Consider the following 13754-nt stretch of genomic DNA (forward strand, 5'->3'; position numbering starts at 1 on the left):
GAATCGAAGTGGCTGTTGTTACCTATTTGACTGCTCATACCGTTGCCATTCCGCTGTTAACTCTGCTTTTTCTTTTCTCGCTGCAATCAGCATTTCTATATTTACGTCAGTGTTTGGGTGCCTTTGAATGTATCGCTCGTAATCAACCGGAACACCATTGATGTGCAGTTCAAGATGTAAATGCGGCCCTGTTGTTCTTCCTGTGTTACCCGTTTTCCCTATCACTTGTCCTCGGCTGATCTTCTCACCAACATGGACGTTGCGCTGAGATAAGTGTAGGTAGCGTGATACAGAGCCATTTGTGTGGCGGATATTAATGTAGTTGCCTGCAAAACGGTTGTAGCGGGACTTTAAAACGATGCCATCAGCAATACTACGAATCGGTGTACCTACAGGTGTGGCATAATCAGTGCCTAAGTGCGGAGTCGTTATATTGGTCACTGGATGTGTTCGCTTTAAGTCATAGTCAGAGCTCACTCTGTAGTTTTTATCAAAGGGTGAAGAAAACATGAACTGATTATTTATCGACACACCATGCTCATCAAATACGTTACCGTGACCATCATTGATAATAAATAAATCAGTTTTACTGCCTAAATAGTAAAAAGAACTAATGTAAGTTTCATTTTTACTATTTAATTTAGTTCTTAAGATAAAGTTATCACCTCTTTTAATAGAGTCAATAATATTAAACTTGCTTTTGATAAGTGCTAATAGCAAGTTGATCTCTTTTTGACTCACTCCTGATTTTAATAATGAAGCGACAAAAGAGTATTCAACAACACCGATAGTGATTTTTTGCCTACGAGTCTTCTTTTTAATTGATGGCTGCACATTCTCACTTTCGAATTCTAAAGGCTTGATGGTAGGTAGCCTATCCACAGGAGTGAGGAAGTAGTGAGAAAGCGATACGCTAATCAATATGATTAACGCAGTAGTGATAAGGGCTACGGTAGGAGCTTGCACACTTCTTTTTATTATTAAAATAGTCATTAGTTTTGTTGGTTTATCAATACTGACAGTTGTGCGTAGAGTATAATATTTTAAATAAAAACTAGCATTAAAGCATGAGTAATTCCTCTGTTTTAACTAAGTTAATAATTATAGGATGTAAAAATAATTTTAATAATTCAGTCAAAGTGACGGTTGGCTTGGTGTTTATGCCTATTTTGTTGGTGTTAATGTCACGTTGAGAAAATATTTTTCAATAATATAATCTCGGGAAAATATATTTTTCCAAATTACTATGTTCGCTAAAAATACGCTGAAATTAACATTAGGTCTTACGCTTACATCTCTTTTATTGAGTGCATGTGGTGGTGGTGATGGAGGAGACAACACACCTCCAGCTAGAAGCAAAGGAAGCATTTCCGGTATGGTGTTTGACGCCCCAGTCAATGGCGCCAAGATTGAGGTTTTCGAGTTCAAAAATGGAAACTTAGGTCGGAAGTTGGCTAACACGACGTCTGATGCCTTCGGAAACTATCTGCTAGAGTTTGAATCGTCGTCAATGCCTCTTTTTGTTGTTGCAAAAGAGGGGAGTTATACCGATCCGTTTACAAATGAAACGGTATCTGTGAGCAATGCGAAGACACTTAAATTTGAAGGTGTTGTGAACTTTAAAGAGGGGAGTGAGCAAAAGTTAATGCTTACTCCGCTGTCGAACTTGGCAGCAGGCTTGGCAAAGTACAAAATTTCTCAGGGGGCCACAGATGAAAGTGCCTTTTCAACCGCTTTGGATAGTATCAATAGCATGTATGGTTTTGACGTAAATGAGACCAAACCTATTGATATTACCAAAGGTGGGCAAAGCAGTTTTGCTAGTGCTGGGCATCAATACGGTGCTTTATTAACAGCATATTCGTCTTACTCTTACGATCTTATAAAAAAATACGGCAACAGCGATAACGTCTACACTTCGATGCACTTCGCTGACATCCAATATCGGGATGTTATTGCAGATGGTGTTCTTGATGGTCTTGAAGTGAGCAAGACTTCAGGAGCAGTGACTCCCCTCAGCTTTGGACAGAAAAAGATAAACAGCGACGTTTACACACGTGACTTATCTCAGCACGTTTTGATCGTGGTAAACGACCCAAGTATCAATATTTCTGGTACTGATGCTGCCGACTATGTCGACTTTAGTAAGAAGCTTAATGACTTAGGTACATATGGCAGTACAGATGGCGTCATTCCACCGCGAGATGGGACGGAGATTGATACCACAGCGCCTATCGTGACACGCATTGACCGTGATGTACTTGCAGGCACCGATAAAGTTGACCTAAAAATTGTTGATGATATCGGTGTAGAAGACGTATCCGCCTTTATTCAGTATCAGATTAATGGCTCTTGGTCTGGTGAATTTCAATGTAACGACATACAAGATTTTGGAAGCACATTCTGTTCGGTTGAATTTGATGATTTTGAAGTTGGCCTTCGAGAGACCAACGTTAAAGTTAACATTAATACTAAAGAGATCGATAGTGTAGATATGAACCCTGCCACAGGGCTCTCAAACGTAACAGCAGCACGGTTAGTCTTATATACAGCGGATGTACTGGGTAATGAGTTAATTCCAGGCAGCCATTCGGGTCTTCATATCAACTTTGAATGGGATAACGATGCGCCTGTTATCGATATTACATCGGCGAGTGCAATTAATAACCAACTTAAAGAATACGTTCTGAAAGGGGTTGTAAAAGAAAGCTCGCAAGAGATTAGTTCGGTCAGTATTTCATTTAAAGATGGCTTACATGAGGGCGTCACATGTTCTCCTGTCACTGTAGAGTCTGGAAATGCTTGTGAGTTTAGTAAGGCTTACCCAACTGATGAATTCCTATCTACGACGGTCTTTGAGGTTCGAGCGAAGGATAGCAAAGGGAATACGGGCGCTGCGCAGCATGCAGTAAGTCGTGACGATCAAGCGCCAGCACAGACGATAACCTATCCTGAAGGTACGTCAATGACGTACGTAAATGTGGGTTTAGATGGTGAACGAACCACTTACGATGGTATCTACTCTCAAGATACGTACACCCCAGACAATGTTCAAGCAAGCCGCGATTTCCTGAAGATTGACTATGCGTACGCAAGTTTAGGGATTCAGAACTCATTAAAAGGGATAGATTTTAGTAACTTCAACGCTAATTTATTGAAAGAGAATAAAATCCCTTATGTTCGTGTGAAAGTTTCAGACGTAAACACCGATACGGTTTTAGGCTCCAACGCTAATAAGCTTAAGCTCGTCGTCAAGTACTACGTAAGCCAAAACAACGATAACAACTACTCACTTCAGCAAGTTATTGACACAACCGCATCCGATGACGATTACATCGCAAAAATTCCGCACGAAACGCTGTTAGATAGCAATGGGCGAGTAGAGGATGTCATTTATTACATTCCTTTTGTAAGAGATATTTTGGGTGACAGCTTTAAATCGGTATCAGAAAACAGTAGTCAAAAGTTAGTCATTCAAACCATCGATGAGTCTGATAACGAAAGCACTCCAAGAGAAGTATATTTTAGAAGTAGCTTTGACCTACCAACCATAAAAGTGGTGACACCATTTATTGGTGCGCGAGCTCAACTTGAAGGGTTGAGCCCAAGTGGTGAATTCACTTCACTTGCAAGTTGTACCACTATCCAGCAACTGGAAAGTGACCAGTCCATGGCTCTTGACGTAGCGAGTTGTGAAACCACAACTGACGTAGTGAATTATGATTTCATGCGTGTTCGTTTAATTGGTATCGAAGGCAGTGAGCCATACTATTACCAATGGAAAAGAGATCCAGGGACCAAGAAAGTTACGGTTGACTTAAACAAGGCCAATATTGGTGTGTATTTTAAGCTCAAAGGTTCTCAAACTTACTATATTACTGAACTATCGACATATCAGACTGGTTTGTTTGATTTCCAGTGGGATCAAGTGACAGCGGGAGAGAAAACTTCAGAACGTGCGATTCAAATTCTTGATGAGGTGCGCTACGCGTTATCAGGTACGAATAACAACTCATTCTTTGGGTTTGACCCAACGGTTGTGTCTTATGCAACCAATGAAATGCTTACGACTAAAGCGATTCCAGACAAGCCATCAAATGACTATCTACACCGATTCCTTGTTGAAGCAATTGATAGTATTGCCGAGAGAATGCCAAGAAATAACTCATTAGATTTTGCATCTGCTATTTACGATGATTTTAGCTACGATGGAAAAGCAAATGGTGTAGGGGCAGGAGGAAGTCAAGTTACGCTCGATTCTTACACGTTTGGCGCTGAAACTTACCGAAAAGATCTGGCGCAATCCTATTATGAAATCATGGCGAGCAAATACGGTATTGAGACCAATATCGCGCAGCTCTATGCTGATGATATTTCGATGGCTAATCCTGACTTAAATGGTAAGAACATTTTTGATACAGAGGGTAGCAGTATCGATACCTTGCCTCCGCAGCCAAAATTAACCATTGAAAGCGGCAGAGAGACGATGGTTGGTAATAGGCTTTATATCGCTGGCGAGGTTGTTTCTAAAATTGTCCTAGACGATCCTTCTGGTATTGTAGGAACCGACGCTCACGGCCCGAAGTTTAGCACGATGTGGTATCAAGCCAATGAGCCAAATATTGAAATACCACTGGACATCAACATCGTAGAAAACTCAGACAGCAGCAATACTTATCGAAAAGAGTACTTCTTCACCCTTAACTCCCAGTCTAGTGAACTAAAAGATATTATAGAGTTTGCCGTGGAGACCAGTGCTATGGACCCACATGGCAATGCGTATGGTTACAATGGTAAATCTCCGTTTATAGAATCGGTGTTTATTGATAACGACTTCCCTAAGGCCAGTTACCTTCCACCCAATGATGTCGATGGTAAACGTGTAGAAAACGGTATTTATTTAAATGCGAACAATACTCATGAATTAACCTTCAAGGTTGAGGATATTGTTGGTGATAAGCTTGCCTCGAGGGGCCTTGTTTTCTACCAGCAAACCGGTGAAAAAGTAACATACACACCAGAAAACTTTGCAAGTAACTCGAAAGACGCGTTTAAAGTCAAACTATGTACGGGCGAGATTTGTTCAAATCAAGGCTCTACGATTTATCCTGGTGATGGAGATTGGTTAGTTGTTGCAGCAGCAGAGGACAACTTAGGTAACTCCGTTTCAGAGTTAACTAGCACCGCTCCGAGATTCAATATTCGTATCGACTCTGAAGCTCCTATTGTAAAAAGTGAGCAGGTTCAAAGCCGTTTAGGTGGTAATAACCAATGGACACCTGTCATTGATTGGGGGACGTTAAGCTCTGGCAATAACGTAAAAATAGATTTGCGCCGCGGATCTGGTCAGGCTCTGACATTAGAAAGCTGTGACCCTCTAACAGAGGAGTGTGACGTACCATACCTAGTTGGTGAACAGCCTGACGTCAAAGTCCAACTGGTTTCAAAAGCATTTGATTACGATGAATGGAATGAATTTTACGTCACTGCGACGGACAACGCTTACCCTGCCAATGTCAGTACAACAGGGAAATTCACCTTCCAAGTCGATAACAAAGGCCCTGAAATCATCCTAAATACGCCTTGGGTTGAAGACACATTGTCTAAAGAGAACTATGTCATAGGGCGTGAGTTCAATGTGCGATTTAAATCCGTAATAGACGATTCAGACCTTGAGCAAGTCTCGCTGTATCAAAGTGGTAAAGATTCGCCAATTAAGACAATTGTGCCAACGGATTCATCTAAAGAGTTTGTCATGTCTCTTATCAAGAGTGACACAGATAAAATAGACATTTCTGAAGATGAAAAAACAACGTCATTGTATGTAAAAGCAACCGATATTTATGGTTTTGAGTCTAGTTCTAACACGCACAAGGTTATTCTTGATCGTGATGGGCCAACATTAGGCTTAAGTGGTTTCAATGCGAATGACTACTACTTAGGTAACTATGTCTTTGACCTAACGGCGCTAGACCTAAATGCAAACGGTGATGTTTCAATTAATGGCGTAAATCGAGAAAGCCTAGAGTATTGGACGTTTAGCGATCTGGAACCATTACCTGGCTCTCCCGGTACAAAAATCAATGAGGATCTCAAAGTGAGCCTTGGTGATTTAGGTACGGGTACACACAAGGTTCGTTTAAAAGGGTCTGATGTTCGTGGCAACACAACCTTAACCAGTGATGAGCAAGATTTTACCGTCAAAGTGTACAACTCAATCCCGCAGGTGACGCTGGCGATGAGTTACACGGATGGAACGCCAATTACAAACAACACCATCTATCAAGATGGAAATATCGTACTGACGCTTGATATTGTTGATGATAGTGGCGTTGATCGAATTGACTCAACTTATAGATTCTCTGGAGAGCAAAACGGGACTAACTTTACGTTCTCAGAAACCGCAGATGGCACTTGGACTGCAACGTTGCTTTCTACACAAATTGCCAAAGATGGTAATTATGAACTTGATATCAAAGTTTATAACAAAGTTCGTTACCTTGATGAAAAAGACCGAAAGGTTGGAAAAGTAAACCAAACCTTTAGCGTACAGCGTGAAGGCGTGGTTCTAACAGTTGAAAGCCCGCTGGACTTCCAAAATTACTTATCTGATGGTGTTCTTGATGTCACCTTTACTACATTGAGTGCGGTCAAAGCCAAAACGTTAGAGTGTTGGGTTCGTGAAGAATACAACTCTCTAGATGCGCCACCAACTAATGAGCAACCAACTTCTGGTGTTATCAACGTATCGCAAGAACCTTACAGTTGTAGTGTCAATGTTGGGCAAAACATGACCAAAGCACCTGTTACTTTGATCACTAAAACCTTGGGTACAAATGGGCGTGAAACGATCAACAAGTTCAATTTCTCGATGGTGGATATTGATGCACCGACAGTCGTAGATGGTAACTCATACAGTTTTAAAGGAAGTGATGTTTGGTTTGATGAAGCTTTGAAGAAGAAGATGCTCACATTTGAGCTCTCTTTCAATGATGCTTTATCAGGCGTGAATACCGAAAGTTCAGATGAATATCCAAAGTTGGTTCGTAATCTTGGCAACAAAGCTTATACACCAACGACTTGTGCCAAAGGTGTTGGAAATATCAAGTGTACGTATTCTGAATCCTATGCCGATATTATTGATGGCCTGAGTACAACTCAAGAATACAAAATCAAGAACTTATCTGATTTAGCAGGAAACTTGACGCCAGAGCACGATCTACTGCTTGAATTACCTAAAGGTTCGGTAGTCGTTGAAATTACTGATCCGGTTGGAAACACAACCATTAATGGTCAGCAGCTTGTCGCCAAATTCAGAATTAAGCTGTATGAAAACTCTAGACTAGACAATGTGATGGCCAGGTTTGGAACGGAATCCTACAACTATAAAGATAATCCGGAGAAGTTTGCACAATTAGAGGTGTGTGCAGATGATCCAACCTACAAGTGTTCAACATTTACAAGTGAACTTCCTAGCGATGCGGATGGAAAAACGATCAGGACAACGATTACCGCAACGGATGTGTGGTCGAGAGTCGGTGAAGCGACCGTTGATATTAAAGTTGACAACACACCTCCAAGTGTTGGCGATGAGATTATCGTAACCGAATCGCCAACAAATCCTGATAATGTTCGTTTTCGTTTTGACATAACGGACACTGGTAGCAGCCTGGCAACAGTAAACTACTCGGTTTTAAACCCGAGTTATCAAGAAGAAAGAGTAGAGGATGGGAATGGTTCATCTACGTACTTTGAACTACCGAAATCTCAGTTAGAGGGGCGTGGTTCAATCACAGTAGACATCAAAGCGACAGATAGCGTCGGACTGTATTCTGATATCAGAAAAGTCATTGATATTAGTGTTCCTAAAGTCACAGTTGATTTCGATGGAATTACGAGTTTGCAGGGTGGGAAACTGTTTTTAACCAAGGCAAGCCAGCCGTTTACGGTATCTACGGTGGAAGGAGAAAGAGTGAAAGCTTCACAATATTCTGTGGAGCTTATTCCAAGCCTCGGTGATTCCTTGCGTTACTCAGGTGATGTTATCTCATCTAGTGGTAATGGAATGATGAACTTTGCCGTCGATAACCAAGGGTCATATACCCTTAAGGTGACGGTGACGGACTCAGTTGGAAGAGAGAATACAAGCTTTGAATTACTAGGCAAAAGTTATGATGGAAAGGTTATCGAATCTATTGTTGATTATGACGCTCCAAGTATTTCGGGCTTAAGTGCTAATCAAACCTCTAAGGTGCCGACAAACGATAAGTATCAACTAGAAATTAGTGCATACATTACAGATAAAAATTTAAATCTCGTCACGTCAAAAGCGGTGAGTGGTGGTAGCACAGTAGCTCCTCAAGCGATTACTGAGCCGACAACCGAAGCGGGGCCTTATGTCATAAGCTATTTGTTACCGAAAGGCGATCATACGATCACGGTGGCAGCAACAGACAAGGTGGATAACAAGAGTGAAAGTTCTATTGACGCGCATGTGGAAGCGGCAACCGTTCCCGGGCTAAGTATCTCTACCGCCTCAAGCGCCCCTCTTTTTGGAGGCGAAGAGATTACGCTTGCGTTTAACTTTACAGAAGAAGTTACGAACTTTGATATCTCAGATGTCCATCTTGTCGCTAGTGATAGCGGTGTAACAGGAACGTTAAAACAAGATACTTGGTCGACTTCAGACAATATTACGTGGACGGTTAACTATGTCAGCCCAGAAAAACAAGATAAAAATATCACTATTCAGGTAGAAGACAATAGCTATCAAAGTACCAACACAATTCCTGGAAAAGGAAGCAGCTTAAGTATCGCGGTTGAAGGAACCTTACCAAAACTAACCAATGTGACATTTAACCCCGAGCATCAGAGCGTGGGGCAAAGCGTGAGTGTCTCGCTTGAGTTTGATAAAGAGCTCCAAGAGGCGACCGCTACGCTTGGCGGCAATCGCATTAGTTCTCTGTCAGCAACGGCAGATAAAAAGGTCTGGGTTGGTGATGTACAAGTTCCGAGCACCGCGCTGTTAAGTGTCGACTTGGTTGTTAGTCAGTTTAAAGATTTGACTGGCAACATAGGTGAGGATAACACCGCTCACGAATTGCCAATCACGCCAACCTTAGCTATTAAGCCAGTGGGCAGTGTGGATGAAACGCATGCCGCCACACTACAATTCGAAGGCACGTCGACACGTTTTGACGGTCAGTCCCTGCGTCTTGAAGTGAAAGCCCAAGGCAGCGCGACGGTACTAAAAAGCGGCAGCGCGACAGTACAAGCCGGTGGCACTTGGATCAGTGACGCAATGGACATGAGTCACCAAACCAATGGTACTTATACTGTGATGTTGACGGGGACGAACTCTGCGGGCATTGAAGTGAGTGAAAGCCAGAGCTTTACACTCGCGCAGTCTCTGCCAACGCTGACTAACGCGACGTTTACGCCTGAGCACCAAGCCATCGGCCAAAGCGTGACGGTGACGCTGGAATTCGATAAAGATCTGCAATCCGCCGCAGCGGAGTTAGGTGGCACGACGATCACCTCATTAATGGCAACCGCGGACCCAAGTGTTTGGACTGGTGATGTAGTGGTACCAAGCACGTCAGAGCTGAATGTGGGGTTGCTTGTTCGTGACTACCAAGACTTATCAGGGAATACCGGTAGTCAGAACACGGCTTACTCCATGCCGATCACGCCAACCTTAGCTATTACGCCAGTGGGCAATGTGGATGAAACGCATGCCACCACGCTACAATTCGAAGGTACGTCGACACGTTTTGATGGCCAGTCCCTGCGTCTTGAAGTGAAAGCCCAAGGCAGCGCGACGGTACTAAAAAGCGGCAGCGCGACAGTACAAGCCGGTGGCACTTGGACCAGTGACGCGATTGATATGAGTCATCAAACCAATGGCACTTATACCGTGATGGTGACGGGGACGAACTCAGCGGGCATTGAAGTAAGTGAAAGCCAGAGTTTTACATTGGCGCAGTCTTTGCCAACGCTGACTAACGTGACGTTTACGCCTGAGCACCAAGCCATCGGCCAAAGCGTGACGGTAACGCTAGAATTCGATAAAGATCTGCAGTCCGCAGCGGCGGAGTTAGGTGGTACAACGATCACTTCATTAATGGCAACCGCGGACCCAAGTGTTTGGACTGGTGATGTGGTGGTACCAAGCACGTCAGAGATCAATGTGGCGTTGCTTGTTCGTGACTACCAAGACTTATCAGGGAATATCGGTAGCCAGAACACGGCTTACTCCATGCCGATCACGCCAACCTTAGCTATTACGCCAGTGGGTAATGTGGATGAAACGCATGCCGCCACGCTACAATTTGAAGGTACGTCGACACGCTTTGACGGTCAGTCCCTGCGTCTTGACGTGAAAGCCCAAGGCAGCGCGATGGTACTAAAAAGCAGCAGCGCAACGGTACAAGCTGGTGGCACTTGGATCAGTGACGCAATGGACATGAGTCACCAAACCAATGGCACTTATACCGTGATGGTGACGGGGACGAACTCAGCGGGCATTGAAGTGAGTGAAAGCCAGAGCTTTACACTCGCGCAATCTCTGCCAACCTTGACTAACGTGACGTTTACGCCTGAGCACCAAGCCATCGGTCAAAGCGTGACGGTGACGCTGGAATTCGATAAAGATCTGCAGTCCGCAGCGGCGGAGTTAGGTGGTACAACGATCACTTCATTAATGGCAACCGCGGACCCAAGTGTTTGGACTGGTGATGTGGTGGTACCAAGCACGTCAGAGCTGAATGTGGCGTTGCTTGTTCGTGACTACCAAGACTTATCAGGAAATACCGGTAGTCAGAACACGGCTTACTCCATGCCAATTACACCGACAATACACCTAGACGTTATCAACGATGTTACTGGAGTGGAAAGCGTGACAGTAAGTGGTAGCAGTGAACGATTTGAAGATGGTGAGTTCATAGATATCAAAGCAGTCGACGCTGATGGTACAGAAGCCACAGGCATGGCAACCGTGCTTTCAGACTCATGGACAACTGATTTAGATCTTTCAGGACTGAAGGAGGGGGTAGTGACGATTTATGTAAATGGTACCAACAAGCTTTCCGCCTCTGCCGAAGAGGCTCAAGCAACATTTAACTATGATCGTTTCGCAAGTACAGCCTCCTTAGGTGCTGTTTACAACCGATATTTTAGTGATAACAAAACTTTAAAAAATGCGGCATAAATAAAGCGAGCGTTTAGCTCGCTTTATTTCTTTGGGACTTTTTGTGATATTTATCAAAATAATTGCCTTTATTGATAAGTTACTCGAATTAATGAATCGTCTTAATACAAGGCTGAATAACTATAATAACTAGGCCAATGTTGCTTTTAGGTGTGTATGACGTGATTGTGATGGTCGCTCGGCAGGTGCTGTGGTGAATGTGTCGCGTTGAAAATCTTTTTAAATATTATATATTTACGCTCGTTTCTATACTCTGAGTATAGTGTTCTGCATGAGGTCGATGGGTAATACCTCGCCTCTTTAACTCGCGATGAAGCAAATTTAATCCTAGCAAGCTTCAGAGCAGTTACTTTTGTGAGTGCGTAATGCGCTCACCTTTTTATTTAAACTTCCTCAGTAACAGTCAATTTGTTGTTTGTTGCTGAGGAGGGCACCTCATAAACTTCTGAATTTCCTCGTGCTTACCTGAAGCGCACGTGACTACAATTTTTGTTAACTTCAGTCCATAAATTAAATTTTTTTAGATAGTAAGATTTTACCATTTTGACAGAGTGGGTGATGTTACTGGCTTTTATTGTGGTCAAATCGCATGTTTTGATAGCAAAAATCACCATTTTTTTAGTGTTTTTGATTTCGGGCGATTTTTCTATCTCGTTGAAAATAAATGGCTAAGTAAGTAGGATACGCAGACCAAATCGTACTTGTAAGCCTTATCAGCTTAATTGTCACCGCAGCCATATTTACGATGTTGGTTGTGGAGAATTCAAATGCATTTAGTTTGCAAATTTATACCTAGCTCGAAGCTATCCTCCAACGAGCTATCTTATGTTCTTACACCGGACGAGTGTATAGGACAGCTTTCGCGTTTGCGAAATTCAGATGACATCCTTAGAAACCTCCCTAAAGAATTGGCGCAAAAGATTTCCATCTCTGCCAAAAAAACGACCAGCGCATTGCTAGCTGCGATAAGAATCGAATTGGGAAAAGGCAATTGGGTGTCATTATCTACCGTTGCTCGTCGTTCGCCATTGACGGACTCTCAGCTGCAAAGCTTCCCTAGACTTAAATCACTCGTTGACTTTGTATCAGCTTCGAATGAAAGCAAAGCTTTTAAAGCAGGATACAAGCAGGTTACCGACGATGTTGCTTTAGTTCGTAGTTACACGCATGTCCCCTCTGAGCCAAGCCCAGATCAAAAAATCGTTGTCGAGTTTGCAGGGCAGTGGTCTAGCAACGCGGCATGTTTGATGTTGGGAAAAACCGAAGCTCAAAAAGAAAAAGTGACTGTAGGCAAGGCTGATACAGAAAACAAACACCGCAGCCTCGCGATATTTAAAGATCTCGAAGCTGAGGGCAAAACGCTCTATATCAAAATCCCTTGCACTGACCAGCCTCAGCCAATTTTGCTTAAACTCGCCGAAGACCTGCAACCCGTTGATAAAGAAACTCAGATGGATGAGTGGGATAACGTGTTAGTGCCAGTGGTTCCGTTGCACTTCCCTGGTAGCGATAAATCAGATGAAGCTGCAGAAGTGTTTAAATCAGGCTACGTGTATGTTGTTTGGAACAATAAAATTTGGCGCGAAGTGGCAATTACGGAAAATGGTTACTTTTCAGATACGGACATTAATAGTGTTCGTGAAGGCTCTAGACCCAAAAGGCACGCCGATATCTATATGACCAATCCTGAAACAGGCGGTGTTTTCGCTTATGAGCCTTTCCAAATCGTGCAGAACGGCAAGGTGGTAAGTGAAGGCTCTTTGAATGGCTCTGGAGAGGCTCGAGTGTTCAACTTAGTTGAGGAAGAAGTTGAGATAGTCATGACAGGCTATGAGCCACAAATCAAAGAAAAGATTGAAACAAATTTGAGCCCTATTAATGCTTCTAGCCCAGTGGAGCGGAGCGCGCAAGGTTACCCTCTCCCGCATATATGGCTTCCTTACAAGATTAAAGGTGAGCCTCAAGAAGTATATTTGGCTTATAACAGTAAACGATTGAGCGAGAGTGAACTATCTGAACTAGAAAGTGATCCTGGAACCAAGGCCATAAAAGTCACTGATCTTAACCATTATAGCAGTGAGAAAAGCTTTAAAATTGGAGACGGTTCTGTTCGTCTGCTCTCAGTATTACCAAGTGCTGCGACCTCAAAACCTGAAAAATACGCAATGTTACGAAGCCAGGTAAATAAAAATGTAGCGGTCGTGTATTTACTTAAATCTGTCGAGATAGTTTTCGAATATCCGGGCTATACGACGCTAGACGAGTCAGATGATTACTTTGAGTTAAGGCAAAGCGATGGTGATTGGTCGCAGCGAGTGTGCTTGCGCCAATGTATAAAAAAAGAGAATGGTTCTAGGTTGATTCGTTTTACTGGTTGGCCTGCAGAGGTTAAAGAAGTGGATCTTCTCCGTGGTTATCAGGGCAATAGTCATCACGGAAGAGATAATAAAACGGTCATTTTTGCTCAAACACCCATTGCGGATTTACTGGCTTACAAGAAAAAAGATCAGACAAGTTAACAAAACAACTTATTCGGGTTGCGTTG

Annotated in this window: 3 protein-coding genes; 2 read left to right on the forward strand and 1 reads right to left on the reverse strand. The window is 43.0% G+C overall.

What is annotated here, in order from left to right:
* Positions 1-18: 18 nt before the first annotated feature.
* The gene (locus tag R7Z47_RS05860; RefSeq protein ID WP_025998710.1) at positions 19-993 is read right to left on the reverse strand and encodes a peptidoglycan DD-metalloendopeptidase family protein; all 975 of its coding nucleotides are present in this window, start codon (positions 991-993) and stop codon (positions 19-21) included.
* A 382-nt stretch (positions 994-1375) separates the two neighbouring features.
* Between R7Z47_RS05860 and R7Z47_RS05865 the strand changes: the two genes are divergently transcribed.
* Together R7Z47_RS05865 and R7Z47_RS05870 are read left to right on the forward strand one after the other, a co-directional pair.
* The gene (locus R7Z47_RS05865; RefSeq protein WP_318129885.1) at positions 1376-11209 is read left to right on the forward strand and encodes a tandem large repeat; all 9834 of its coding nucleotides are present in this window, start codon (positions 1376-1378) and stop codon (positions 11207-11209) included.
* Between the two features lie 767 nt (positions 11210-11976).
* Entirely contained in the window at positions 11977-13728 is a 1752-nt protein-coding gene (locus tag R7Z47_RS05870; protein ID WP_262627218.1) for a hypothetical protein, read from the forward strand.
* The last annotated feature ends 26 nt before the right edge of the window (positions 13729-13754 follow it).

It is taken from the genome of Vibrio sp. 1641 (genome assembly GCF_033339995.1).
Classification (GTDB): domain Bacteria; phylum Pseudomonadota; class Gammaproteobacteria; order Enterobacterales; family Vibrionaceae; genus Vibrio; species Vibrio alginolyticus.

Bases quoted from the DNA above. Each gene is read 5' to 3' on its own strand.
- R7Z47_RS05860 (WP_025998710.1), bottom strand. From the start codon at position 993: ATGACTATTTTAATAATAAAAAGAAGTGTGCAAGCTCCTACCGTAGCC.
- R7Z47_RS05870 (WP_262627218.1), top strand. From the start codon at position 11,977: ATGCATTTAGTTTGCAAATTTATACCTAGCTCGAAGCTATCCTCCAAC.
- R7Z47_RS05865 (WP_318129885.1), top strand. From the start codon at position 1,376: ATGGTGTTTGACGCCCCAGTCAATGGCGCCAAGATTGAGGTTTTCGAG.